Source organism: Phormidium tenue FACHB-1052, from assembly GCF_014696675.1.
Classification (GTDB): domain Bacteria; phylum Cyanobacteriota; class Cyanobacteriia; order Phormidesmidales; family Phormidesmidaceae; genus Nodosilinea; species Nodosilinea tenuis_A.
In genome coordinates, this window is sequence record NZ_JACJQN010000001.1 from 419605 (window position 1) to 445821 (window position 26217).

Consider the following 26217-nt stretch of genomic DNA (forward strand, 5'->3'; position numbering starts at 1 on the left):
CCCTACCCATACAGCCCCGCCACATACTCCCCATAGCCGTTGTAGATCACCGTGGGCTGCTGCTCCCAGGAAAACATCGCCGTCGATTCTCCGATCAATCGCTCTTTAGCCTGCGACCAGCGCGGGTGAGGCACATCGGGCTCCACATTGGCCTCAAATTTATACTCATTGGGGGCTAGCGTATTCCAGTAGGTGGCGGGCTGCTCGGCCACAAACTCAATTTTGACAATTGACTTAGCCCCCTTAAAGCCATACTTCCAGGGCACCACCATGCGAATCGGGGCACCGTGTTGTTTCGGCAGGGTGCGCCCGTAAACGCCTACCGCAAAAAAGGCCAGGTCATTGGCCATTTCTTCTACAGTCAGCCCCTCGGTGTAGGGCCAGGGCAGGTTGCGGGCAAAACCCAGACTGGGGCCAGGGCACACCGCCGCATCATAGTAGGAGATAAACCGAACATACTTAGCCGCTGAGTTCGGCTCCACTGCCGCCATCAGCGATCGCATGGGGAAACCAATCCACGGCACAACCATAGCCCAGGCTTCTACACAGCGAAACCGGTAGATACGCTCCTCCAGAGCAAAGCGCTGGGTTAAGTCATTTAAGCTAAAGGTCTGAGGATTTTTGACCAACCCTGTCACCTCTACGCTCCAAGGGTCAGTCGGCAGAGCCTGGGCGCTCGCCCAAATATCTTTGCTGCCACCAAACTCGTAGAAATTGTTGTAGCGGCTGGCATACATTTGCGGCGTCGGCTCTCGCCCAGCATCGGCAAAGGCACCGTTGAGCTTCGCCCCGCTCAGGGGTTCTCCTAGGGTATTTGCCAGGTCTGCGTCCATCGTGGGCGATCGCTGACAGGCCCCCACGGAAGCCGCCGCGAAACCAACTCCGGCTCCAATCAGCGACTTCATAAACCGTCGCCGCTGCCAAAACACCCCCTCGGCAGTCACACGAGACTCTGGCAGCTGCCAGCCGGAGCGAGAGTGAAAGAAAACCATAGCGATCAGTCCTAGGATGACAAACTGGCGATCGCCAGCCTAAAGTCCATTTTGGCATCGCCTCTCTGACCGTAGATTAATTTAGGGTGAGCAAGGTACAGCTACACCGACCCTAAACTAGGTATTGACTCCGAACTTATGTAACGGTTCTGAACCCACCCCAGGGAAAATACGGGACTTTGTTCTAGTCACCCAAGCAGAGGTTAAAGACTTAATTTCAATCAAAAGCCAGGCTTGCCCAGCCGCCTCCGTAAGAATCGGCAGACTTCGCCAAAAGTTTACAGAGCCATAGAAATTATGTAAACAAGGCCAAACCGATTGGGGTGCAAGGCCTGGCGATTCACAAATTTTGAGAGGGAGCCCCCAAATCAGCCCTCTCAGGCCTTAGCAAGCAGGAGCTGAGTTGGAAGACTTTAGAACAGAATCGCCAGCTCTTATACTAATGAGGCGAGTCCATAGGTATCCGTAGTTACGCCATTGTGGTCGCCTCCGTCGGCCCTTAGTCTTAATATCACGAGCACACGATCCTGTGATGCACTGCTTTGTCGTTAACAGAGAGTAGCTGAGCGAGGGCAGCGAGGTTTTCTCTACCGCCTATTCCCCCAACTATCTTTGCTACCGTTTAAGGCCCCACCGTCAGGCAGCATAGTTCTCGGTTTACCCGATTGGATTCACCACTTCCTGAGATCGCCATGGTCGCTACTTCCCGGTTTCAAGCTAAAGGCAGCACCCTAGAACTGCTGCGGCTCTATCAGAGCAATCCCGATCTCAACTTGCGCAATCAGCTGGTGCAGCTCAACATTGGATTAGTCCGGCGCGAGGCCTACCGCTGGCTGCAACAATCTAACGAAACCTTTGACGACCTCATGCAGGTGGGTAGCTTGGGGTTGATTCGCGCCATCGAGCGCTTTGATATGGGCAAGGGCTATGCCTTTAGTTCCTTTGCGATTCCCTACATTCGCGGCGAGATTCAGCACTACCTGCGCGACAAAAGCACCTCTATGCGCATCCCACGGCGATGGCAGGCGCTGCAAAGCCAGTCGGCCCGGGTGATTCGCCAGCTACAAGCCGATCTGGGCCGGCTGCCCAACGATGCCGAAATTTCTGCGGCCCTTGATATCTCTACAGCCGAATGGCAAGAGGTCAAGCTGGCCACTCGCAACCGATCGCTGCTGAGCCTTGACGCCCCAGTGCAAGATGAAGAATCAGGCTGTCTAGGCGACCTGCTGCCCGACCTGAAATATAAAAGCTTTCAGCTGGCTCAGGAAGATCAACTTCGCCTCCAACAGGCTCTGCACCAACTTGAGCATCGCACCCGTGAAGTGCTGGAGTTTGTCTTTCTCTACGACCTCACCCAAAAAGAAACCGCCGAACGCATGGGGATTAGCGCCGTTACCGTATCGCGCCGAGTGAAGCAAGGGCTAAAGCATCTTCAGGTGCTGATGGTGTCTAACGAAGACGAAACCGCCTAAAACGCTCTGCATCCTCAGAATTGAGCTATCGTTTAGGAACATCGGCTCAGGAAGCAAGGAGGCTAAGCCATGGGGGCGATCGCGTTTTTAGTCTTATTTATTCTCGGCTTTTTGCTGGCTACTGTGGGCAGCATCGTTGGCATTGTAGACGCGTTTAAGGTTAGCCCTGTCTGGGGTTTGCTGTCGCTGCTTGTCCCCTTTGCTCTCCTGGTCTATTGGATTAAGTTTCGAGGCCGCAAGTGGGCTCGCAACAGCTTCCTGATATCCGTAGGCGGGCTGCTGTCCATGCTGGCGTCGGTGCCTTTCTTAGGCGGGTTTATTGCCCAGAGAGCCCAGCAGGCCGGTGCCCCCATTGAAGAGAGCATTCCTGCGGAAGAAGTTCCGGTAGAGTCGGTGCCAGTACCTGACGAGCCAGTGGCGACCCAAGAGGACTTTGCCGAGCCTCTGGTGCCCATTGCACCTCAGTTCTCTCCCATTGCTCGGGCCGATCTAATTCAGTCTACAGACCCCAACGAGCGGCTTCAGCAAATTAACAACAGCCGTACCGATCCCTTCGCCATAGTGCCCATTCCCCCGCCGCCGCCCCGGGTGATTGCTCCACCGCCGCCCCCAGGAGGCACGTCCCCTGGCACGGCTACGGCTGGTAACACCGCGGGGGGTGGCAGAGCAGGTGCAGGTGGTGGCGCTGGATCCGCTGTGGCTAGGGCTGGTGGCAGTGGCGCTGGTGCAGCTAGATCTGGTGGTACTACTGGCGCTGCGGGTAGTACATCGGGTGGGTCAGGGGCCGCTGCGGGCAACGCTGGTGCTGGACGACCCACAGCCCCGCCGCCATTAGCACCGCTACCCCAGCTCCCGCAGCCCACTCTGGCGCAGGCCGTGCAGGTGACCGGGGTGATGACCATTGGCAACGAGAACTTTGCTGTGGTAGAGACCTCTGCTGGGAGTCAATACGTCAAGGCGGGTCAGCGGGTCTCGAACGGCCAGGTATTGGTTAAGCGCATCGATATGCGCGGTAGCGATCCGGTGGTGGTGCTAGAAGAGAACGGTATTGAGGTATCGCGCCCAGTGGGTGCGCCTTCTACAGCCGAAGAGCCCGCGGCTTAGCTGTTTCTGTTTGGCTAAATCCTGAGCAATAGCAAAGCCCGGAGGATCACCTCTGGGCTTTGCTATTGTTGTGAGCCCTGCACCCCGCAGCAAGTCGTGTCAGAATGTGAATTGCTCGATGTGGTGTGGATTTTTATATGCCGCTTGAAACGGTTGTTTGGCAGGGATTGTGGGGCGCGATCGCGATCCTAGTAGCAGAGGCGGTGCGCGATATTTATCATATGGTCAGCCACTACTGGCCGCCCCTCATGCGCCTTCACAACTGGCATCATCGGGCCTATAAAAAAGACTTTACCCCCGTTAGCTCCGACCTCTATCGCCAGGCTCAGCTCTATAACGACACCCCCGAAGCCATTGTCATGACTGGGGCACTGGCGGGTCTAGCGATTTCTACTGGCATCGCTGGGCTGTGGCTGGGGTCACTATATGGGTTGGGGTTTTTGCTGGCTGCGATCGCCCGCTCCCAGGGCTGGTTGCTGACCACCGACCTCACCCACGAACCCGGCGAACTCACCACAATCCCCGGCAACTGGCGCGTGAACCGCACCTACCACTGGCGGCACCACTTCGACGACACCAACGCCTACTTTGCTGGCTACTTTACGGGTCTGGACAAGCTGATGGGCACCGCTGTTTCTCTCAAGGGCAAAACCGTGGCGGTTACTGGCGCGTCGGGCACGATGGGCCGCGCCCTGCTCAAGGAGTTGGTTCGCCAAAAGGCTCGCCCGATCGCCCTGACAACTTCCCCCAATGCCACCTTTGAGGAGGGCATTCCCTGCTGGCAGTGGCAGCCTGGGGCTGAAGCCGATCTGCGCGAGGCGCTCAAGAAGGTGGATATTTTGATTTTGAACCACGGGCTGAATGTGCATGGCGATCGCACCCCTGAAGCCATTCAAACCTCGCTGGAGGCCAACGCCCTTTCAGGCCACCGTTGGATGGAAGTCTTTTTTAGCACCGTAGAAACCTCACCCCAGCGGGCTACCAAAGAAGTCTGGGTCAACACCTCCGAAGCCGAGGTAAACCCGGCTTTTAGCCCGCTATACGAATTGTCTAAACGACTGATGGGCGATTTGGTGAGTCTGCGGCGGCTCGATGCACCCTGCGTAGTGCGCAAGGTGGTCTTGGGGCCATTTAAGAGCAACCTCAACCCAGTGGGGGTAATGTCTGCCGATTGGGTAGCCTGGGCGGTGGTAGCGTTGGCCAAGCGCAACGTGCGCAACATCATCGTCACCATCAACCCGCTGACCTATTTGTTATTTCCGATCAAAGAACTGAGTCAGGGGATCTATTTCAGGCTCTTTACTCGCTCCAGTGAGAGCTGATGATCATAGGTTCACAACTCTCGCTGCTAAATTTTGCCCAACTAGCTACGGTTAAAGAACTCGACTTGGGGCAGACGGGGGTCGTTGACCATGCCCAAACCCTGGAAATCCCAGCGGTTGATTAAGGGTTTGAGGCTAGAGGCGGTGATGGTCTCGATCGCAAATTTGTCGCTCAGCTCGGGGGCGTGGGCGTTGAGGTAGCTGAGGGCATCGTAGTCGGCAGTAAACACCAGCAGAAACCCCGTAGGAAGAGGTTGATCGGGGCTAGCACCGTGGGGGCGGGCGACCAAATAGCTGCCGTCGGCGCGCGATCGCAGCAAATAATAGAGTTGAGAAACCATAGTTCAACGTTAAGATTTAAGGCTCGATAGGGCCGAGATGGGGTCAGGCGTTGCCCGGCTACGGGTTAGCTGGGTAATCAGAATATAGATGGCCACCACTAGATCAAAGCTGATGCAGCTAATGGCATACCCCTGAGGGGCAAAGGCTGAGCCACGGCCTAGCACGTGTAGCCCGACATCCCATAGGGGATGCGCTAGCCATCCCAGCATTAGCCACCAGCGCGATCGGTACAGACCCAGGCCAGCCGCTACCCCATAGCCAAGAGCCCCGCCCATTTCAGTGACCACCCATGCCGCTGAGGCCTGCCCAATCCAGGCAAAGGCAATATAGAGAACTGCGGCTATCCCCAGCCCGAGGGCCAGAATGCGATTTTCCTGCGGTGACTGCGCGGCGAGCCCCAAGAAAACAACCGCGCCCAAAGCGCCCAACAGTAGATAGGTTAAGGCGATCATAGGCCACTAGTTGATGTCTGAGAGGCGAATGCGCGGGTCAGCAAAGCTCAGCGCTAGATCCGCCAGCAGGTTGCCCACAATCAGCAGCACCGCCCCCGTAATCAAGCTGGCCATCACCAGATACAAGTCCTGAGCTTGCACCGCTTCAAGGGTCAGTTTCCCTAAACCAGGCCAGTTGAAATAGGTTTCGGTAATGAATGAGCCGCCCAGCAAACCCGCAAACTCAAAGCCCAGAAGCGTGATCAGCGGGTTCACCGCATTGCGCAGGGCATGGACGTAAACCACGCGATTTTCTGACAAGCCTTTGGCGCGGGCGGTTTGAATGTAGTTTTGGCGCAGCACGTCGAGCAGTTGCCCTCGGGTCACCCGCTGGAGCCCGGCAAAGCTGGTGATGCTCAGGGCCAGGGTCGGCAAGATCAGGTGCCAGCCCACATCCACGAGCTTGCCAAACCAGTTGAGGTCGTCGTGGATAATGCTGGTGCGTCCGCCGATGGGGAACAGCGGGGCCACGCTCTGAGCAAAAAACAGCAGCAGCAGGCCGGTGACAATGCTGGGCATGCCCTGCCCCAGATAGCTCAGCACCCGCAACACGCGATCGGTAGGGCGGTTTTGGTTGACAGCACTCACAATGCCCATAGGAATGGCGATTAGCCAGGTAACCAAAAAGGCTGCAAAGGCGAGCAACAGGGTATTAGGCACCCGCTCCCAGAGCAGGTCGATCACTGGGCGCTGGTAGGCAAAGCTGAGGCCAAAGTTGCCGTGGAAGATCACCTGGTAGAGCCAGTTGAGGTACTGCCGCCAGGCGGGCTGGTCGAGGCCAAACTGGGCTTCTAGCTGTGCCAGGGTCTCGGGCGAAAACTGCGGGCTTTGCCGATACTGATCGAGAAAATTGCCCGGCGCGAGCTGAATTACAAAGAAGCTGAGGGCCGAGGCCAGCAGCAGCGTCAGGGCGGCCTGCAAGATACGCTTCAGCACATAGAGGACGGTTTCGCTGTTGGCCAAGACCACCAGGCGTTCCCAGGGGCTGACTGAAGGGCGGCGAGGAGTAGAAGACTGAGCCATTCCCAAATGCACAGAGATTAAAGGGCTATCTGTGGTGATTCTAAACCAATCGCGCCCAGCCTATTGATATTGATGCTGATGGCGGTGGGGGCGATCGCACCTAACAAAACCGATACTTACCCGACTACTTTGCAACGTTAGATTGCTGAATTGAACCCACTAGGGTAGCCATCATCTTTGATGTTTATATTCCCCCCAAAAGGCAACGCTCAACACCACGCCTTTGCCTGACTCAGACTGAACTTTGTCATACCCCAAAGTCATTTGACGGTTCCCTAATAAACCCCGCATCACATTTTCTCCAGGATCTACCTATGACAGCCCTTGAAGCCCCCCCCACCAAAACCAACCGTCTGGTTTTAACGGCCCCGCTGTCGGGGCTAGTAGTTCCGATAGAAACCGTGCCTGACCCAGTATTTGCGCAAAAAATGGTGGGCGATGGTGTGTCTATCGACCCAACCAGTCAGGTGCTGCTAGCCCCCTGCGATGGGGATATTGTGCAAATCCACAGCGCTAGCCATGCAGTCACCGTGAAGACCACCGAGGGCATTGAAATTTTGATGCACATTGGTCTGGATACCGTAGCTTTAAAGGGTGAGGGGTTTACGGCCAGGGTAAAGGTGGGCGATCGCGTTAAATCTGGCGACACCTTAATTGAGTTTGACGCCGACTATGTGGCGCTGCACGCCCGCAGCTTGCTGACTCAGATTGTGGTGACCAACAGCGATCGCGTCGCCCAGTTCAAACCCACCAGCGGTATGGTCAACGCCGCCCGCGACACTATCTTGGAACTGGTGCTGGTTGGAGAGACTACCGAAAGTGTTCAGGAATCGGGGTCAACGGTGACCTCTGAGGCTATTGTCATTCCCAATCCGGTGGGGCTGCACGCTCGACCAGCGGCGGTGCTGGCCCAATTAGCGAAAAAATATCAGTCGGCCATCCGCCTGCATCGGGGCAGCGACAGCGCCAACGTTCGCAGCGTGGTGGCGATCATGGGGCTGGAAATTGGCCGAGGCGAGACGGTGACGCTGGCGGCCACTGGAGCCGATGCCGAGGCAGCGATCGCAGAACTCTCCACCGCCCTGCACGATGGCCTGGGCGAAGAGGGGGCCGTTCCTGTGACTGCCGCCGCCAGCATTGCCCAAGCCGAGATCTCGGCCCCGGCTCCTCGGCCCAAGAGCGACGACCCCAACATGATCTTGGGCGTAGCCGCTTCACCAGGGGTGGCCGTGGGCAACACCTACCGCCAGCGACGGCAGGAGATTCGCGTCGAGGAAACCGCCGATAGCCCCCAGGTCGAGCGCCGCAAGCTCGACAGAGCGATCGACCAAGCTGCCCTTGAGATCGAGAGCCTGCGGGCCAAGGTGCACGGCCAGGGCGACCCCAGCAAAGCCGCCATCTTTGCGGCCCACCAGGAGCTACTGGCAGACCCAGAGCTGATGGATATGGCCAGTAGTGCGATCGACCAGGGCAAGAGCGCCGCCTTTGCCTGGCAGCAGACCTACACCGCCCAGGCCGATACCCTGGCTCGGCTCAAGAGCGAGCTGCTGGCCCAGCGGGCGAATGATCTGCGGGATGTGGGCGATCGCGTGCTCCGCATTCTCACAGGCGTCAAGGCAGAAGCCCTGGTTTTGCCCGCCGAGAGCATTTTGCTGGCCGAAGACCTCACTCCCTCGGATATGGCCAACCTTGACCCAGCCCGAGTGGTGGGCTTTGCTACGGTGGCGGGGGGAGCTACCTCTCACGTAGCGATCTTGGCTAGGTCGATGGGCATACCGGCGATCGCGGGCATCGAACCCCGCATTCTAGACTTTGCTGACGGCACCCCGGTGATTCTCGACGGCACCAAGGGGCGGGTGAGGCTCAACGCCTCCGTAGACGAGCTAGAAGCCACCCAAGACCGTATCACTCGCCAAAAGGCCAGGCAGGCAGAGGATCTGGAGCACGCTTTCGAACCCGCCATCACCCAGGATGGGCGGCAGATCGAGGTGGTCGCCAACATTGGCAGCCAAAAAGACGCTGAGGCCTCCCTCAAGGTGGGTGGCGAAGGGGTCGGTCTGCTCAGAACCGAGTTTGTGTTTATGGAGGCCAGCTCGGCCCCCACTGAGGACGAGCAGGAGGTGATTTACTCAAGTATTTTGAGGGTGTTGGGCGATCGCCCCATGATTATTCGCACCCTGGATGTGGGCGGCGACAAACCCCTGCCCTACCTGCCTATGGCCCACGAGGAGAATCCCTTCCTCGGTGAACGGGGCATTCGCCTGGGCTTCGATCGCCCCGAGCTGATGCGCACCCAGTTTCGCGCCATTCTCAGAGCCTCTACCGCTGGCAAAGCGCGGGTCATGTTCCCCATGATTGCCCGCATGGAGGAGTTAGAGATGGCCAAGGCAGTGATGGAAGAGGAGCGCCAAAAGCTGGGCGTGCCGCCTATCGAAATCGGCATCATGGTCGAGGTGCCCGCTGCCGCTGTGTCCGCTGAGCGGTTTGCAGAACAGGTGGACTTTTTTTCCATTGGCACTAATGACCTAACCCAATACACCCTGGCGATGGATCGCGGCCACCCCAAGCTGGCCCCCTACGTCGATGCCCTCAACCCCAGCGTGCTGCGCATGATTGACCTGACGGTGCGCGGGGCCGACAAGCACGGCAAATGGGTCGGTGTCTGCGGCGGTATGGCGGGCGACCCCCAGGCGGTTCCCATTCTGCTGGGATTGGGTGTGAAAGAACTCAGCGTCAGCGTGCCGGTGATTCCGGCGGTGAAAGCTCAGGTGCGGGGCTTGACCCTAGCTCAGTGCCAAGATTTAGCGCAGCAGGCATTGAATTTAGACTCTGCCGCCCAGGTGCGCGATCTGGTGCCGCTAGAAGAAGCGTAGGGTGCATTCGGCGGTATGAGGTTGCGATCGGTGTCATTCCACTTTGCCCCGCCAATGCGCCATCCTCGAAAACCCAAAGCCCCGTAGGGTGGGCACGGCCCACCATGAGCTACGCAGTATTCAAATCGATAGCTTGCAGGAAAGCGTGGCGCACGATTGACGGCAAAAGCCAAGCCTGCCGCTGGGGCCATTTCGCTGGCCCCAGCCCCCCTTCTCAAAGGGCATTCCGCCGCCCTTCACCCCACGGCAAGGATTAGCTGATCATCGGTTTAAACCTCTGTTCTGCTAACGAATCGATGAGAGACATAAACTCCGCTGTGTAGGCCCCTTTGATTCACTCCATCGCCCATCCACCCCATCACCCCCTACCCCTTGACCCTCTATGAAAATTAAAGAAACCTGGAACCACACCTTCGGGCTGCTGCAAAAAATGGGGAAGTCGCTGATGCTTCCCGTGTCAGTGCTGCCGGTGGCGGGCCTGCTGCTGGGCCTGGGCAGCGCTCGGCTGATCGAGCTTCAGCAGATTGAGCAGGGCGTGCTCAGCGATCCGAAGTTTTGGTGGCTGCCGGAGTGGCTGGCCGCCATTATGAAAACGTCTGGGGACGCTATTTTTGCCAGTCTGCCGCTGATTTTTGCGATCGCCGTGGCGATCGGCTACACCGGCAACGATGGGGTCTCGGCCCTGGCTGCCACCGTCGGCTTCGTAGTATTTCTCGCCACCTTGGGCACCGTCGCCCTCGGCATGGGCTTAGAAACCAAGACAGTGCTGGGCATCCCCACGCTGGATACGGGGGTGTTTGGCGGCCTGATTATGGGCTGCATCGCGGCCTATATGTTCAACAAATTCTTTCGCATCAGCCTGCCCCGCTACCTGGGCTTTTTTGCCGGTAAGCGGTTTGTGCCAATTATCACGGCCTTTGCCGCCATTCTGACGGGCTTAGTGATGAGCGTGATTTGGCCGCCCATTGGGGCTGGCATCAACAGCTTTGCCCAGGCGGCAGCGGAGGGCGGCAACGTGCCGCTGACCGTGGCCCTCTATGGCTTTATTGAGCGCTTGCTCATTCCCTTTGGGCTGCACCACGTCTGGAACGTGCCGTTCTTCTTTGAGATTGGTTCATTCCAAGACCCAATTACCGGGGAGACTGTGCGGGGTGATATTGCGCGTTTCTTTGCGGGCGACCCCACCGCAGGGATTTTGGGTGGAGCCTACTGGTTCAAGATGTTTGGGCTGCCAGCAGCGGCGATCGCCATTTGGCACAGCGCCAAACCCAAAAACCGCAGGCAGGTCGGCGGTCTGATGATTTCTGCCGCTCTGACCTCGTTTTTGACCGGCATCACTGAACCAATTGAGTTCTCGTTCTTGTTCGTTGCCCCTCAGCTGTTCGCCATTCACGCCGTGCTGGCCGGGTTTGCCGACTGGCTATTTGTCACCCTGGGCGGACGTATGGGCTTTACCTTCTCCCACGGACTGATCGACTTTGTGCTGTTCAACAGCTTGGGGACGCGGGTTTGGCTGATTCCGGCCCTGGCTCCGGTGTTTGTAGCGCTGTATTACTTCATCTTCCGCTTTGCCATTCGCCAGTTCAACCTCATGACTCCAGGCCGCGAAGAGGATGTGGATGCAGATGAATCCACCGCCGCCATCACAGGCGACAAAGCTGAAATGGCTAAGGCCCTGGTGCTGGCCTTTGGCGGTCGCAGCAACATCAAAAACCTAGATGCCTGTATTACCCGTCTGCGGATTAGCGTAGACGATATGGCAAAGGTCAACGTCCCCCGCCTAAAGGCGCTGGGAGCCTCTGGGGTGTTACAGATGGGGCAAAATGCCCAGGCTATTTTTGGCCCCCAGTCTGACAACCTCAAGACCGATATGGCCGACTACCTCAAAACCGCTGGCCCTGAAGCCGATGTAGTAGAGGTACCTGCCACAGGCTTTGTGAATGAGACCACCCCCGATCCGATCGCAATTCCCTCTGACCCCCAAGTGGCCCAAAAAGCCGAGGCTGCGATCGCGGCTCTAGGCGGTGCCAACAACATTCGCACCGTTGACTCCGTCGCCCTGACCCGCCTGCGAGTAGAAGTCACCGACCCCGCCGCCATTGATGAAACCGCGCTCCAGGCTGCTGGGGTTCAAGGCATCATGCGGCTACAGAATGACGTGCTGCACCTGGTGACTGGGCTCAACGCCGATCAGTACGCTGATGAAATCGCCCAGCGACTCGCAGCCAAGGTATAGGTTGGTCTGCTGAGCGTCCGGTTCCATGGGTCTGTTAGGGCGTAGGGGATGCGATCGCCCCTACCGCCCTACAAAATTCATAGCAAATTAGCGTTTCATCAATTCAGTGTTGATAGCCGATGTGACCCTGGTTCATCTCTCCACCCGTGCCGCTCAGGTAGGCAATCAGGTATTAGTGGGCTACGACGGGCCGGGGGGCCGTGGCACCTGCGCCCGTTCTGCCATATCGCTGTAGTGTCGTTAGCGCTTATCGCTAACCACAAAAAACCCCAGCCGTCCAAAGCTGGGGTTGTCAGGTTAAATGGCTGATTCAACGATTTGATTTAAGGTTTTGATTTAAAGGTTTGATTTATGAAAATGCGTTAGTGGTGCTTTTGTTCTAGCTGCTAACGTTATCTTTTGGGCTGAGCCCGCCAGCATCGGTCAGTGAACTATGACATTGTCAACACTGCATAAAGCTTATGTTAGCTCAACATTGTCCGCCGTCACACAGACTACGTTTAAGTAAATGTGTGCGGCAGCGCTGCATGCTTTATCTAACCTCAACCAAGCGCGGAGAACTAAGCCTATCTCCCTTTTGCCCTAGGGCTATGGCAACGGCCTACCGATTTTTCGGCGATAAAGTATTACAGCTTAGAGTTAGAGAAACTTCTGGCATTGCTGACTACAGGTACGAATCAAAACTGCCACGTCTCTTGTGAGGGCAAACGGCTGTAAAGCCTTTGGCTTGGCTGCACCTATGCCCTACCCACATTCATGCTTCAATTCAGCGACACCAAACTTCTAACCAATTTCGCGGGCGGCATTGTAAATCGCTTCGTTGGCCTGCACCGACTTGTGCAAATCTACCACCGGGCGCGGATAGTCAACCCCGAGGATAACCCCAAAGCGCTTTTGCTCCACCGGCTGAAGTTTCCATAGCTCATGCACCTTAGCAGCAGGAACATCTGTTAGTTCTGGCAACCAGTGCTTCACGTAGAGGCCGTCGGGGTCATAATCCTTCGACTGCTTGGGAATGTTGAAATAGCGGAAGCCCCGCGCGTCGTTGCCAACTCCAGCGGTGTAATTCCAGTTGCCGTAGTTACTACATGGGTCGTGGTCGACCAGCAGCGACTCAAACCACTCAGCCCCCATGCGCCAGTCAATACCCAAGTTTTTGGTGAGAAAGCTGGCCACATTCTGCCGCCCTCGGTTCGACATAAACCCCGAGTGGGACAGCTCGCGCATGTTGGCATCCACCAACGGAAAGCCGGTTTCGCCGTTGCGCCAGGCATCGAAGCGTTGCCAGTCCTGTTTCCAGTCGATCAACAGCCCCCGCAGACCAGAGGGGTAAAACACTTTGTTGCCGTGCTTGGCACAGATAAAGCGAAAGTAGTCGCGCCACAGCAGCTCAAAAACCAGCCAGTAGGTGGAGTCGTTGCGGATGCGCTCAGCTTCGTAATCTCGCACGGTCTCGTATACCCGCCGGGGCGAGAGGCAACCCATCGCTAACCAGGCCGACAGCTTTGAGGAATAGTCGGCCCCCACCATGCCGTTGCGGGTCTGCTTGTAGGTCTTGAGGCAGTCAGCCTCCCACACATAGTGGTTGAGGCGAGCCAGGCCAGCCGTTTCGCCCCCCTCAAAGGTGAGTACAGCACGGCTGTCGAGGTTTGGGGCTTCCAAGCCGAAGTCTGTCAGGGCAGGCATGGTGCCAGGATTGACCTGAGGCAGGGGCAGAATTTTTTGGGGCGTGGGTAGAGCCACATCCACCGTGCTGTGCTGCTCCACTTTTTTACGAAACTGGGTAAACACCTCTGGCAAGCGGCTAATAGCAAAGGGCAGGTTGTCGGGATGGTAGAGAGTGGCCCCCCAGTACACCTCCGTTTTGCAGCCCATAGTCGCTAGTTTGGTTTCCACCGCCTGCTCCACTCGCAGTTCTTCAGCGGTGACTTCCTCGTGCCAGTAGACCGCCTCAACGCTGTGGGCTTTGACCAGCTCTGGGATGATGTCTTCGGGCTGACCCAGTCGCACGACGAGGTCGCTGCCCAGGGCTTGGAGCGATCGCCGCAAATCCGCCACACTCTCTAGCAAAAACTGCGCCCGATAGGCTCCCGTTTTAGGAAAACCAAAGGCGGTTTGGCCAAACTGACGCGGGTCAAAACAGTAGAGGGGAATAATCGGCTGACCGGCCCGCAGCGCCTCGTCAAGGGGCTGGTGGTCGTGAAGGCGGAGGTCGTTGCGAAACCAGACGAGAGTAGTCATGGAGGGAAGAGAAGAATGATGGGGGTGGGGAGGGTGAGGGGGGTGAGGATAGAGGCTCTGTCTGGGGTTATTCGCTGATCAGAGGGTTGGTTTATTAAGTATTCTAAAGAACTATCCATCCCCGTGCAGGAGATTTGCGTCTATGGCAATCAACGTAGGTGACCTAGCCCCCGACTTTACGCTGCCCAACCAGGCGGGCGAGACCGTTACCCTAAGCAGCTTTCGGGGGCAGCGGGCGGTGGTGCTGTACTTTTATCCCAAAGATGACACTCCTGGCTGCACGGTAGAGTCATGCTCGTTTCGCGACAGCTACGAAGACTTTGTGGCGGTAGGGGCCGAGGTGATCGGCATCAGCAGCGACTCGACTGACTCCCACAAAGCTTTTGCCCAGAAGCACAATCTGCCCTTTACTCTAGTCAGCGATCGCGACTCTGCCGTGCGCAAGGCCTACGGCGTGCCCGCCACCCTGGGGCTACTGCCGGGTCGAGTCACCTACATCATCGACAAAGAGGGCAAGGTACGGCATATTTTTAATTCCCAATTTAACCCCAAGGGCCACGTAGAGCAGGCCATGGGCATTCTCAAAACCCTACAACCCGCCTGATATGGAACTTCAACCCGAGCACTATGAACTGGCGATCGCCCTATCGGCCATCGAAGGGGCGATGGCCGGTCTCTGGTATCCCAGCGAAAGCGACGCCCTGGTCTCCCTGGTGATCTACGCCGACCCCCTGCCCGATACGGAGGCCCTGGCCCACAAGCTAGGGGCTGGCGAGGAGCACCTCGAAATTCGACCCGCCGAAACGTTTTTTCGGCCTGTGCTCAACAACCCCTACTGGGCCAGCGAACAGGGCGGTCACCTGGCGCAGAAATTTGCTAATCTCCGCGATGTGCTAGAGACTCACCTGGAAGACATCCACAGCATTCGCGTAGGTGTGGTCAATGTAACGGTATACCTGCTGGGGCGGCATTCTAGCGGCTGCTTTCTGGGGGCCTGCACCCACGTTGTCGAGACGTAGCCACCCCGGTCAGATAACGGTAGCCTGACGGTAGCAACCGAGGCAGTGTATCTATGGCTTTTCAAACCCCAGACTGGGTGAAGCACGCGGTCTTCTACCAGATTTTTCCCGACCGATTTGCCCGTACCCAGCAGCATCTCAATGACCCGGCGATGGCGGTGACGCTAGAACCTTGGGAGTCGCCGCCGACGCCCTTTGGCTACAAGGGTGGCGACCTCTGGGGCGTAGCTGAAAAACTCGACTATCTGGCCGATCTAGGGGTTACAGCTATCTACATGACGCCGATTTTTCAGTCGGCCTGCAATCACCGCTATCACACCCACGACTATTACCAGGTTGACCCACTACTGGGGGGCAATCCGGCTTTTTTTGATCTGCTAGAGGCCGCCCACGCCAAAGATATCAAAGTGGTGCTGGACGGGGTGTTTAACCACTGTAGCCGGGGCTTTTTCTTCTTTAACGACATTCTCGAAAACGGCCCCAACTCACCCTGGCTGGAATGGTTTGAGGTGGGGGGTTGGCCCCTGTCGGCCTACGACGGGTCGCAGCCCGCCAACTATCGCAGTTGGATCGACAACCGGGCTCTGCCGGCCTTTAAGCACGACCACCCAGCGGTGCGCGAATACCTGATGCGGGTGGGTGAGTATTGGGTGCGCCAGGGCATTGATGGCTGGCGGCTGGATGTGCCCTTTGAGATCAAAACCGAGGGCTTTTGGCAAGAATTTCGCGATCGCATCAAAGCCATCAACCCCGAGGCCTACATTGTGGGCGAGGTGTGGACCGATGCCAGCCAGTGGCTTGACGGCACTCAGTTTGACGGGGTGATGAATTACATGTTCACCGGGCCAACGATGGCGTTTACGGCGGGCGATCGCATCCGCATGGATCTAGTCGAAAAGCCCCACTATTACCCCTACCCTGCCCTAGATGCGGCGGGCTATGGCGAAAACATTCAACAGCTGCTGGCGCTCTACCCCTGGGAGATTCAACTCACCCAGCTTAACCTGCTCTCTAGCCACGATGTCGCCCGCATCTACTCGGTGGTGAATGGGGATGACGCCAGCATGGTGCTGTCTACCCTGCTGCTGTTGACCTTTCCGGGCGCGCCGAGCATTTACTACGGCGATGAGGTGGGGCTACCGGGCGAGCTAGACCCCGACTGCCGCCGCACCTTTCCCCCTGAAAAAGAGTGGCACCTCGATCTGCTGACCGTTCACCGAGAGCTGATTGCGCTGCGTCACCGGCACCCGGCCCTGCGCATCGGCACCTACGACGTACTGCACGCCGAGGGCCAGGTCTATGGGTTTAGCCGCACGCTGGGGAGTGATCGCATCCTCGTTTTCCTCAACGCTGGCGAAGGGAGCGCGCCCGCGATCGCGACCGATACCCTAATCTCTGAGGGGCAGACCGTCCACGAAGTCTTTAGCTACCACGGGGCCACCTGGAACCAGAACAGCCTGACACTGCCCTCGCGATCGGCGGTGGTGGTGACAGTAGAGTAAGGCAAAGGACATCCCATCGGCCCTAGATAGGGCCAATTGCCTTATCCAGGGCCACCGCCCCGAGCGTTTATCCACCCCGACGCTGGCGAATTTGAGCGATAAAAAACTCTTCTAGCGTTGGGCGAGTCTGCTGTAGGGCAATCAGGTGCCCGCCCACTAGAGAGATCTGCTTAGCAAACTCGTAAGGGTCACCTTTGACATGGCCTTGCCAGAGATCGCCCTGCACCGTCATCGGCTCAAGCCAGGGCTCTAGCTCGGCGATGCGACCGCCGCGACCTTTGGCCACGTATTGATCGGCGGTGCCCAGCAGCTGGTCTAGGCTGCCGCTGGCAATCAGCTCACCCTGGTCGAGAATAGCAATGCGATCGCAAATCACCTCCACATCGGACAAAATGTGGCTGTTAAAAAAGATCGTCTTGCCCTCCCGCTTCAGGGCCAAAATAATTTCCCGCACCTGAAAGCGCCCGGTGGGGTCAAGCCCCGACATCGGCTCATCGAGAAACACCACGTCGGGGTCATTCATCAACGCCTGGGCCATGCCCACGCGCTGGAGCATGCCTTTTGAGTACTGGCGCAGCTGCTTTTTCTTTGCCGCCTCCTGGGACAGGCCCACCAGATCAAGCAGCTCCACAATGCGGCGTTGCTGAGCCGCCCGCGACAGGCCAAACAGACCGGCGGTGTACTGCAAAAACTCCCAACCGGTCAAAAAGTCGTAGAAGTAGGCATTCTCAGGCAGGTAGCCAATGCGCTGTTTGACCGCACTGTCGCCCAAAGCATGACCCAGCAGCGTAGCCTGGCCCGCCGTTGGGCGAATAATGCCTAACAAAATCTTCAGTAGCGTCGTCTTACCCGCCCCGTTAGGGCCTAGCAGACCAAAGGTTTCACCCTGATAAACCGTAAGAGAACACTGTTTGAGGGAAGTAACCTGCTGGTTGAGCCAAAACCCAGTGCGATAGGCTTTACCTAGCCCCTCGGTCTGCACTACCGGCACCTGATCTAACGGTGTGGTAAGCCCATTTTGTGACAATACAGCGCCCATACCCGTGCTCGCAAAACCGTGATAGAACCGTATTAAGACGTTAGGCAACGTCAGCACATCTCTGTTTAGGGTACCCGCCCCGTGGCACTATGGTACCGACCTATTGCTAGTCCCGGCTGGGCTTGGCCTTGGTATAGGTTCAGCCCCAAACGACTCTCTTCACCGTTATCCCATCCCCCCAAATGCTGCCATGGATCGCTCTAAGCTCGTTGCTATCGTTACCGGCGTTATTTCTCTGCTGCTGGCCGTTGGCTATTTGGTGCTAGTACAACTTCTCGATTTTCGCGGCGATATGGTGCCAGCGCCTCTGTCAACTCTGTTTAATTTGCCGGTTTGAGCTGTGAATTTCAACCTTAATTCTATGGCAAGCCAAGATTGTTTTTAGGGTTCAGGGCGCGCCATTAAAAGTTTTTGATTTAAACGGTTGCAGTTCTTTTTATTTTCTTGAGAGAAAGGGAAGCTTGAGCCTGTGCATTCCTCTTTAAAAGGAAGTAGGGGAGAGCAACGGAGGGGGGAGACCGTGTGTCAAAGTCTGTTTCCAAATAGCGCTAAGGCCTTTGGAGTAGCTATTCTACTCAGCATCAAAGCCACCGAGATCTAGAGCGAACTTTAAGACAAGACCTTTCCTAACCGATGGCGATCGCCTGTTTAAGGATTTCCTTCCCCCGCAAACCATTCATTAGCAATACTTATAAAATTTTGCCATCGGCTCCATTTTCGCTATGAGGCTGATGGATTGGTAGCAGGATTGAATTAGGCTTGGGGCAAGATAGCTCCATATCTGTCCACTGAGTGCCCCCATAAGCCCGTTGACTTTGGCATAGTATTATTGCGATTAATCCCTAAAACATTTATCCGCTATCCAGCAGGTACCCATGGCCATGCAACAGCTTGAGACAACTTCGACCCTTGACTACCAGTCAGCGCAGTACAAAGATGCTTACAGCCGCATCAATGCCATCGTGATTGAGGGCGAGCAAGAAGCCTACGACAACTACTGCAAGCTGGCGGAGTCAATCCCTGACTCGAAGGATGACCTGCTGCGCCTAGCGAAAATGGAGAGCCGCCACATGAAAGGGTTTCAGGCCTGTGGCAAGAATTTGGCCGTGACTCCCGACATGGAGTTTGCCGCCAAGTTTTTCTCCCAGCTGCACGAAAATTTTCAGCAGGCTTGGGCCGAGGGCAAAATTGTCACCTGCTTGCTAATTCAGTCGCTGATCATTGAGACCTTTGCGATCGCGGCCTACAACATTTACATTCCCGTAGCCGATGACTTTGCGCGCAAAGTTACCGAGGGCGTGGTCAAAGACGAATACAGCCACCTCAATTTCGGTGAAGAATGGCTCAAGGCCAACTTTGAGTCGGCCAAGGCCGAGCTAGAAGTGGCCAATCGCCAAAACCTACCCATCATCTGGGCCATGCTCAACCAGGTCGCTGACGATGCCCAAGTGCTCGGCATGGAAAAAGACGCCCTGGTTGAAGATTTCATGATTACCTATGGTGAGGCGTTAGCCAACATCGGCTTCTCCAGCCGCGAAGTGATGAAACTCTCAGCCCAAGGTCTGGCTGCTGTCTAGACCCCTATCCGGCAGCCGCTAACAGCCTAAGCGTCAGCGGCCCGGCCATTTCAAACCTCCCTGACCTGCCCAGTGTGCTATTCAATCCAGCACTGGGCAGTTTATCGTAGGTAAATTGTTAACCTGCACCATAACCTTTTGGCGCACTTCCCCTCCTCAATACCCTAGACCCTCCCCAGTACCCTAGATACGCGATGTTTGGCCTAATCGGACATTTAACCAGCCTTGACCACGCCCAGCTTGTAGCCCGAGACCTGGGATACCCAGAATATGCTGACCAGGGGCTCGATTTTTGGTGCAGCGCCCCACCCCAAATTGTCGATACGATCAAAGTCACTAGCGCCACCGGCCAGCAAATCGAAGGCCGCTACGTTGAGTCGTGCTTTTTACCTGAGATGCTGGCCGCCAAGCGCATTAAAGCGGCCACCCGCAAAATCATCAACGCCATGGCCCATGCCCAGAAGCACGGCATCGACATCACAGCCCTAGGCGGTTTCTCGTCAATTATTTTTGAGAATTTTAACCTCAACCAGATTCAGCAGGTGCGCAACGTCACCCTGGAGTTTGAGCGGTTTACCACGGGCAATACCCACACGGCCTACATTATTTGCCAACAGGTGGTAGCCGCTGCCGAAAAGCTCGGCATCAACCTCTCTGACGCCACCGTGGCGGTGTGCGGTGCCACGGGGGATATTGGCAGTGCCGTCTGTCGCTGGCTGATTGCCCGCACCGACATCAAAGAGCTGCTGCTAATTGCCCGCAACCAAGAGCGGATTCAGCAGCTGCAAGAAGAATTGGGCTGCGGTGTGGCTATGGATCTCGATACCGCTCTGCCCAAGGCCGACATTGTGGTGTGGGTGGCCAGCATGGCCAAGGGGGTTGAAGTTGACCCCAATAGCTTGAAGCGCCCCTGCCTGATGATTGACGGTGGCTATCCCAAAAATCTCGACCAGCACTTTAATTTTGATGGCGTCCATGTGCTGAAGGGCGGCATTGTCGAGCACTCCCTCGACATCGACTGGCGGATTATGCAAATTGTGAATATGGATGTGCCCGGACGCCAGCTATTTGCCTGTTTTGCAGAAGCCATGCTGCTGGAGTTTGAAAAGTGGTACACCAATTTTTCGTGGGGGCGCAACCAAATCACCCTTGAAAAAATGGACATGATCGGTCAGGCATCGCGGCGGCACGGGTTTCGTCCCTTGCTCGACCTCAATACGGCTCTTTTAGTCACTGAGCCCTCCTGAGCAGGTAGGTTTTCTACCCTCAGCAGAGGGGCTGTGGCTTGGTATCCTAGATAGCAAACGGGCAAGAATTTTCTGGGTTAACCAGGGCATTCCTAGCTCCTTTGGCCGGTTAAATAATTTGTTTCTCCCCTGGCTATGGCCCCACCTGAGCGCAAGTCGATTTTGTTGTCCTTTGAAAAGCCCCTGGTCGAACTAGAGGCCCGCATTACCCAGATTCGAGAACTGGCGGAAGAAAACGATGTGGATGTGTCGGCCCAACTACGGCAGCTAGAGGCCCGCGCCACCCACCTGCGCCAGGAGATTTTTTCTAACCTAACGCCAGCCCAGCGGCTCCAGGTGGCCCGCCATCCCCGCCGCCCCAGCACCCTCGACTATATTCAGGCGATTACTGACGACTGGCTGGAGCTGCACGGCGATCGCGGCTCGGGCAAAGACGACCCGGCCCTGGTGGGGGGCGTCGCCCGGCTGGAGGGCCGACCCGTGGTGATCTTGGGTCACCAGAAGGGGCGCGATACCAAAGACAACGTGGTGCGCAACTTTGGCATGGCCTCTCCCGGCGGCTACCGCAAGGCCATGCGGCTAATGCGCCATGCCGATCGCTTCTCAATGCCGATCATTACCTTTATTGATACCCCCGGTGCTTACCCCGGCTACGAGGCTGAGGAAATGGGGCAGGGCGAGGCGATCGCCTACAACCTGCGAGAAATGTTTGGCCTCACAGTACCGATTGTCTGCACCATCATTGGCGAAGGCGGATCGGGTGGTGCTCTGGGAATTGGCGTGGGCGATCGCCTGATGATGTTTGAGCATTCGGTCTACACCGTAGCCAGTCCCGAAGCCTGCGCCGCCATTCTATGGAAAGACGCGGGTCGCTCCGGCGAGGCCGCCGAAGCCCTCAAAATCACCTCCTGGGATCTCAAGCAGTTAGGCATACTAGACGAGCTGCTACCCGAGCCTGTGGGGGGTGCCCACGCCAACCCCATTCAGGCGGCAGACATTCTCAAGCAGGCGCTGGTGGAGCAAATCACCGAGCTGTCTCAGCTCGCGCCCGCCACCCTCCAGCAGTTGCGCTATCAGAAGTATCGCCAGATTGGAGTCTTTGCCGAAGCCGCCTAGGGCGCTTTGGCTGGGCAGCCAATGGTGGCTCGTTCTGCTTTACCAAATCGGTGCTCTAGGTTTCAAGCCCTGTTTCCCCAGGAAGGAGTTAATGCTCGGTTCATAGGCTCGGCCACGGTCAGCGCCAGGGTAGGCAAAGACTGCACCGCTTACCCACGATACCGGCGCTCATAAACTGTTTACATTTGTTAACATAGGAAAAGTGTCTAGCCCACGGGCCGTTCCCGGGGGGCAGTTTGCTCTGATTCTCTGGCGATCCTGGGGTGTTAGCTGTCCTGAGTTCTTTGTTGATTGGTAACTACCATTGCAGAATTCTGTATCTTCTGACCTGCCGCGCCGCGCCCTGGTAACGGGGGCGAGTCGTGGCATCGGCAAGGCGATCGCCCAAGCCCTTGCCTTGGCTGGGTATGACGTTGCTCTGCTGGGTCGCTCCCTAGAGACCTTGCAGCCGGTGCAGGAGGAGCTGAGCAGCCACGGTGTTTTGGCTAAAGCCTACGCCGTTGACCTGGCCCAGATAGAGGGCTTGCAGCCCCGCCTGGCCGAGGTGCTGGCCGACTTTGGCCCCCTCAACGTCGTGGTCAACAATGCTGGCATGGGCTATACCGGGCCGCTGGCCACCATGCCCCTAGCTGACTGGCAGCAGGTGATGGATTTGAACGTTACCAGCGTTTTTCAATGCATTCAGGCGGTGCTGCCGGTGCTGCGGCAGGGCGGTGGCGGCACCATCGTCAACATTGCCTCCATTGCGGCCCGGTCGGCTTTTCCCGATTGGGGTGCCTATACCGTGAGCAAGGCCGCGATTGTGGCTCTGTCGCGGGTACTGGCCGCCGAAGAGCGCTCCCACGGCATTCGGGTGGTGACGGTGTCACCGGGGGCGGTCAACACGCCGATTTGGGATACCGACACGGTGCAGGCCGATTTTGATCGGTCGTCCATGCTCACGCCAGAGATTGTCGCTCAGACCGTTTTGCACACCATTCTCTTACCCCCTGAGGCGGTGATCGAAGACCTCACGCTCATGCCCGCAGGCGGTGCCCTGTAAACCAGTTTTCTTGCCGATCGCGCCCTGGCCAACTCAGCGAGTGGCCTCATTTCTGTTGAACCTCTGGAGTGTTTAGAAACCCTATGACTATCGCATCCTCAAACAGCCTGAACGACAAAACCACCAACGGTGCTGGCCTCAAGGGCAAAGCCCCTGAAATTCGGCCCGATCGCACCCACAGCTACCGAGAGGAAGCCGAGCAGTATCCCATCCCCGAGACCAGCCAAGAAGACATGAGCGACGCGGTGCGCACCATGCTGCTGTCGGTGGGCGAAGATCCTGAGCGCGAGGGGCTGCTCAAAACTCCCAAGCGCGTCGCCGAAGCCATGCGCTTTCTCACCAGCGGATACCAGCAGTCGTTAGAAGAACTGGTGAATGGGGCCATCTTTGACGAAGGCCACAACGAAATGGTGCTGGTGCGCGACATCAATCTGTTCAGCCTGTGTGAGCACCACATGCTGCCGTTTATGGGCCGTGCCCATGTGGCCTATATTCCCAACCAGCGGGTGGTAGGGCTGAGCAAGCTGGCCCGCATTGTTGAAATGTATTCGCGCCGCCTTCAGGTGCAGGAGCGCCTCAACCGCCAAATTGCCGAAGCGGTGCAGGAAATTTTGGATCCTAAGGGCGTGGCCGTGGTGGTGGAAGCCAGCCACATGTGCATGGTGATGCGCGGCGTGCAAAAACCCGGCTCTTGGACCGTCACCAGCGCCATGCTGGGGGTATTTCAGGAGGATTCTAAGACGCGCGAGGAGTTCCTCAGCCTGATTCGCCACCAGCCCTCGTTCTTCTAAGCTGAAGGCTGCTAGCCCACGGATCGAGCCGAGGCGATAGTTCCTAAAAAAAGGGTTTCTGTAGGCTAATTCCAACGCTTGGATGTCGCCCAGAAACCCTTTTTTTGATGCCTACGAGGGTGAGCGCCCCGCCAAGTAGCCCCAGGCGTAGGCCGCATCGCCCATGCTCTGCATCACCGTGAACTCGTTGAGGTTGGGCACATAGTAGATGTCGAAGTAGGTCTCGACCGACGGCCACTGCCGGGCCGGGGGAACGGCCACCGATTCCAGTTCATCAAAAAACCATTCAGAGCCGTAGAAGTCGGTGTCGATGGGGCCGTAGAGGGTGATGCCCGGCAGCAGGTCGCCGGTAATGCGCTGATCGACGATCAGAGGATTTTGGGGCGACTTATGGCCCAGGCCAGTGGTGTAGGTCATGTTGTCGGGGTTGGCCCCAGCGGAGAACTGGCAGGCCAGCAGGGCGGCGTTGAGATAGCGATCGCCACCGGTCAGCGAGTGGGCCCGCAGCAAAATCCGCACCTTGGGAGCGCCCAGCCCATCGCCCCAGCCGACGGGGGTTGAGGGGTGCACCTTAGTCCAGCCAAAGGCGGTAGTTTGCCCCGTTTTCACAGCGGCATCGGCTTCGGCCAGCAGCGCGGCTCGCAGTTCGGCCTGGAGTTTGGCATCAACCTGGTCAGCGGGAAGGCGGCTGTAGAGAAAATTGAATTCTCGTTCGGGGGCGGCGATGCGGTAGTCGCCGCGCGCCTCGGCGGGAATGGCCGATCGCGCGACCACAAAGCGATCGTGCCAGAGGCGATCGTTCGTCAGGTCATACAGCTCCAGGGCTGCCAGGGCGCGATCGGCCTCAATGCGGTGGCCGGGCCATTCCTGAGCCTGAATGCCGACTTGATGCTGGGCCTCGGCCCAAGCCATGGCCGCCAGGGCGCTGTCGCGGTAGCCCCCCGCTTGGTCGGGGGTGTAGGTCTCCAGCAGGCGGGCCGTGCGGGCCGCGACCCCGGCGTAGATGTAGCTGCTCCAGGGGTCGGGGGCGTAGGCCATCACCGGCAGTGTCTCTTGCCAGCTAGTTTCGCCCCGCTTGGGGTGCTCTGCCGACTCAATGCCGCCGCGCACGCCGCCCTCAGGGGTTTGCAACCGGCGAAAGAAATCGACGCCCCACAGGGCCTCATCGAGCAGATCGGGGCGATCGTTGGCGGATTCTGGAATGTTGAGCGCCAGATCGCCTAGGGGCTCAGGGAAGAGTTCGAGCAGTTCGAGCAGCCAGCGGGCCACATCTAGGTGCTGAATGCGGCGATCCCAGTCGCCCGCATCGAAGTAGCCGCCCCAGGCGTTGGCCACCAGTTCATCGGTCTTGCCCTTGACCAGGTTGGCAAAGTTGCCCTCGTCAGTGCCCTGGGCATTGAGGCCGTTGCCCGTATCCATTAGCCCCGTGGTGGATTGGTAAACCTTGACCCCATCGTCGGGGTGAAAGGGCCGGGGGCGCGAAATATCGGTATAGGGCTGCCCTAGGGCAATGCCGCTGCGCTGGTGATAGAAGCCGCGGGCCGCTATATAAAAGGCCTGTTGCCAGGCGTTTTCGGCCACCGCAAAGGAGTTGGAGCAGCCGACGGTGTCTACACAGAGCCGGTACTGACCGGGCTGGTTGAGGGCACTAAAGTCGAGCTGGTCAACGTCGGTGAGGGTGTAGGTGCGATCGCGGCCATCCTCCGCCGTTCCATCCCGATAGCGACGGCTGGCCTGTCCCCGCAACACCACCTGATCGGTCGCCTCGTCAATCACCTGAAAAGACAGCCCCTCGGGATAGCTCAGCCCGCCGCCCGTACCCATCCAGGTGGACAAAAACCCGACTTTAAGAGCATCGTCGGGGCGAAACCCCAGGGCCGATACGTGCACCGCCTCACTGATCTGGCGATCGGGCTGGTAAGCCAGCGTCACAGGCGGTAGCGCCTGCCCCGTGACCTGCACCTGGTAGGTCTGCCCTGGAGTGAGGGGGGTGGGCAACCGCAGATAGAAGCGATGCTCCATCACCCAGCGGCGATCGCCTCGGCTGACCTGGGCCATGTCTATAGGCTTGCTTTTGCGATAGACCTCCGTCGGCGTTACGGGCTGCCGGTAGCTGGGGTCATCCTCAGACTGAATGCGGTAGCCGCGCGGCTGGCTAGCCCGATTGGCGTTAAACGGCTCCTCACTGTAGCGGTCAAAGCCGTAGAGCACCGATTGATCGGGGCTGACCAAGGTGCCCAGCGCCTGCCCCTGCCGCAGCACCCAGGTGTCGTTGCCCGAAGTTTCTAGCTTGTCCTGGGGCTGGGGACGGTAGGGTTCCTGACGAGCGTGGGTGATCGTTCCCTGGCGCAGGGAGACCACGATCACCTCTGGGCTAACCGCCGCCACCGTCACCGCAGGCTGCGCCGAGCTGGCATTGGGCAGCCGCAGGGTACCGGCTGTGCAGGCCATTAAAAAGGTCAGTAGCCCCAGCAAAAACGCAGTCCGGCGGGGCCAGCGGCGGGCAGTAGCAAACAACATTCTCAGCAACTCTCCTGGACAATTGACCAAAGGCAGCAGGGCGGGCGCTCACGATGCCCTCTCCAGCTCTGGGGCTATAGTACAAACTGCGCCGGTAGGTGTGGAGCCCTGTTCCCACGCTGTACCAAAGTTTTACCCCAGCTAAACAATTGGGCTATTGCTTCATTAAAAGTGAGCTAATATCTAAGCCGATTCAGCCTTTCCTTTCTGAACGGTCGCTGCTCGCGGGCTGGGGTATACAGCTCGGCTTGCGGTTTGCGATCGCCAG

22 protein-coding genes are annotated in these 26217 nt (G+C 57.7%); 15 read left to right on the forward strand and 7 right to left on the reverse strand.

The features are described 5' to 3' along the window. Window positions 1-2: 2 nt before the first annotated feature. On the reverse strand, window positions 3-992 hold the full coding sequence (gene msrP, locus H6G07_RS01940) for a protein-methionine-sulfoxide reductase catalytic subunit MsrP (RefSeq protein WP_073606675.1): 990 nt from the start codon (window positions 990-992) through the stop codon (window positions 3-5). Window positions 993-1684: 692 nt separating this feature from the next. Here msrP and H6G07_RS01945 point away from each other — a divergent pair. The 3 genes from H6G07_RS01945 (at window position 1685) to H6G07_RS01955 (ending at window position 4890) form a co-directional block, all read left to right on the forward strand. Continuing rightward, complete coding sequence (locus H6G07_RS01945) at window positions 1685-2464, forward strand: RNA polymerase sigma factor SigF (RefSeq protein ID WP_073606674.1); 780 nt, start codon at window positions 1685-1687, stop codon at window positions 2462-2464. A 69-nt stretch (window positions 2465-2533) separates the two neighbouring features. Further along, window positions 2534-3568, forward strand: coding sequence for a hypothetical protein (locus tag H6G07_RS01950; protein WP_073606673.1), 1035 nt, complete (start codon window positions 2534-2536; stop codon window positions 3566-3568). 137 nt (window positions 3569-3705) lie between these two features. Continuing rightward, on the forward strand, window positions 3706-4890 hold the full coding sequence (locus H6G07_RS01955; RefSeq protein WP_073606672.1) for a bifunctional sterol desaturase/short chain dehydrogenase: 1185 nt from the start codon (window positions 3706-3708) through the stop codon (window positions 4888-4890). A gap of 41 nt (window positions 4891-4931) precedes the next feature. Here H6G07_RS01955 and H6G07_RS01960 read toward each other — a convergent pair whose 3' ends face one another. From H6G07_RS01960 to H6G07_RS01970, 3 genes are read right to left on the reverse strand one after another with little or no spacing between them, the layout of a single operon-like run. Continuing rightward, window positions 4932-5231 (reverse strand): hypothetical protein, encoded by a 300-nt coding sequence (locus H6G07_RS01960; protein WP_073606671.1) that lies wholly within the window; start codon window positions 5229-5231, stop codon window positions 4932-4934. A gap of 9 nt (window positions 5232-5240) precedes the next feature. Beyond that, window positions 5241-5684, reverse strand: a complete 444-nt coding sequence (locus H6G07_RS01965) for a DUF6010 family protein (protein ID WP_073606670.1) — start codon at window positions 5682-5684, stop codon at window positions 5241-5243. A gap of 6 nt (window positions 5685-5690) precedes the next feature. Then, window positions 5691-6746, reverse strand: coding sequence for an ABC transporter permease (locus H6G07_RS01970; RefSeq protein WP_073606669.1), 1056 nt, complete (start codon window positions 6744-6746; stop codon window positions 5691-5693). Between the two features lie 314 nt (window positions 6747-7060). Between H6G07_RS01970 and ptsP the strand changes: the two genes are divergently transcribed. The 3 genes from ptsP (at window position 7061) to H6G07_RS26610 (ending at window position 12090) form a co-directional block, all read left to right on the forward strand. Next, the gene (gene ptsP, locus H6G07_RS01975) at window positions 7061-9619 is read left to right on the forward strand and encodes a phosphoenolpyruvate--protein phosphotransferase (RefSeq protein ID WP_073606668.1); all 2559 of its coding nucleotides are present in this window, start codon (window positions 7061-7063) and stop codon (window positions 9617-9619) included. A gap of 382 nt (window positions 9620-10001) precedes the next feature. Continuing rightward, on the forward strand, window positions 10002-11855 hold the full coding sequence (gene ptsG / locus H6G07_RS01980) for a glucose-specific PTS transporter subunit IIBC (RefSeq protein ID WP_073606667.1): 1854 nt from the start codon (window positions 10002-10004) through the stop codon (window positions 11853-11855). A gap of 106 nt (window positions 11856-11961) precedes the next feature. Continuing rightward, window positions 11962-12090 carry a hypothetical protein gene (locus H6G07_RS26610; RefSeq protein WP_277882035.1) on the forward strand — a complete coding sequence of 43 codons (129 nt, stop codon included), beginning with the start codon at window positions 11962-11964 and terminating at the stop codon, window positions 12088-12090. A gap of 548 nt (window positions 12091-12638) precedes the next feature. On the opposite strand, the gene H6G07_RS01985 is transcribed toward H6G07_RS26610, so the two are convergent. Then, a complete protein-coding gene (locus H6G07_RS01985) occupies window positions 12639-14096 on the reverse strand; it encodes a DASH family cryptochrome (protein ID WP_073606666.1) in 1458 nt (485 codons plus the stop codon). Between the two features lie 142 nt (window positions 14097-14238). On the opposite strand from H6G07_RS01985, the gene H6G07_RS01990 reads away from it, so the two are divergent. Genes H6G07_RS01990 through H6G07_RS02000 form a run of 3 tightly spaced genes read left to right on the forward strand, consistent with a single transcriptional unit; the run spans window position 14239 to window position 16617 of the window. Further along, window positions 14239-14700, forward strand: coding sequence for a peroxiredoxin (locus H6G07_RS01990; protein WP_073606665.1), 462 nt, complete (start codon window positions 14239-14241; stop codon window positions 14698-14700). Between the two features lies 1 nt (window position 14701). Further along, window positions 14702-15115 (forward strand): nuclease A inhibitor family protein, encoded by a 414-nt coding sequence (locus H6G07_RS01995; protein ID WP_073606664.1) that lies wholly within the window; start codon window positions 14702-14704, stop codon window positions 15113-15115. A 53-nt stretch (window positions 15116-15168) separates the two neighbouring features. After that, entirely contained in the window at window positions 15169-16617 is a 1449-nt protein-coding gene (locus H6G07_RS02000) for a glycoside hydrolase family 13 protein (RefSeq protein WP_073606663.1), read from the forward strand. Between the two features lie 67 nt (window positions 16618-16684). Here H6G07_RS02000 and H6G07_RS02005 read toward each other — a convergent pair whose 3' ends face one another. Next, entirely contained in the window at window positions 16685-17656 is a 972-nt protein-coding gene (locus H6G07_RS02005) for an ABC transporter ATP-binding protein (protein WP_073606662.1), read from the reverse strand. A gap of 190 nt (window positions 17657-17846) precedes the next feature. Here H6G07_RS02005 and H6G07_RS02010 point away from each other — a divergent pair, with 190 nt between their 5' ends. The 6 genes from H6G07_RS02010 to folE all read left to right on the forward strand — a co-directional run bounded on the left by H6G07_RS02010 (window position 17847) and on the right by folE (window position 23429). After that, window positions 17847-17993, forward strand: a complete 147-nt coding sequence (locus H6G07_RS02010; protein ID WP_171972932.1) for a hypothetical protein — start codon at window positions 17847-17849, stop codon at window positions 17991-17993. 544 nt (window positions 17994-18537) lie between these two features. Further along, entirely contained in the window at window positions 18538-19233 is a 696-nt protein-coding gene (locus tag H6G07_RS02015) for an aldehyde oxygenase (deformylating) (protein ID WP_073607037.1), read from the forward strand. Window positions 19234-19427: 194 nt separating this feature from the next. Then, window positions 19428-20480: a long-chain acyl-[acyl-carrier-protein] reductase gene (locus tag H6G07_RS02020; RefSeq protein WP_073606661.1), complete on the forward strand. Its 1053-nt coding sequence runs from the start codon at window positions 19428-19430 to the stop codon at window positions 20478-20480. A 135-nt stretch (window positions 20481-20615) separates the two neighbouring features. After that, a complete protein-coding gene (accA, locus tag H6G07_RS02025) occupies window positions 20616-21596 on the forward strand; it encodes an acetyl-CoA carboxylase carboxyl transferase subunit alpha (protein WP_073606660.1) in 981 nt (326 codons plus the stop codon). A gap of 304 nt (window positions 21597-21900) precedes the next feature. Then, entirely contained in the window at window positions 21901-22638 is a 738-nt protein-coding gene (locus H6G07_RS02030) for an SDR family oxidoreductase (protein ID WP_073606659.1), read from the forward strand. An 83-nt stretch (window positions 22639-22721) separates the two neighbouring features. After that, a complete protein-coding gene (gene folE, locus H6G07_RS02035; protein WP_073606658.1) occupies window positions 22722-23429 on the forward strand; it encodes a GTP cyclohydrolase I FolE in 708 nt (235 codons plus the stop codon). Between the two features lie 111 nt (window positions 23430-23540). On the opposite strand, the gene H6G07_RS02040 is transcribed toward folE, so the two are convergent. After that, window positions 23541-25949, reverse strand: coding sequence for a glycoside hydrolase family 9 protein (locus tag H6G07_RS02040; protein WP_073606657.1), 2409 nt, complete (start codon window positions 25947-25949; stop codon window positions 23541-23543). Between the last annotated feature and the right edge of the window lie 268 nt (window positions 25950-26217).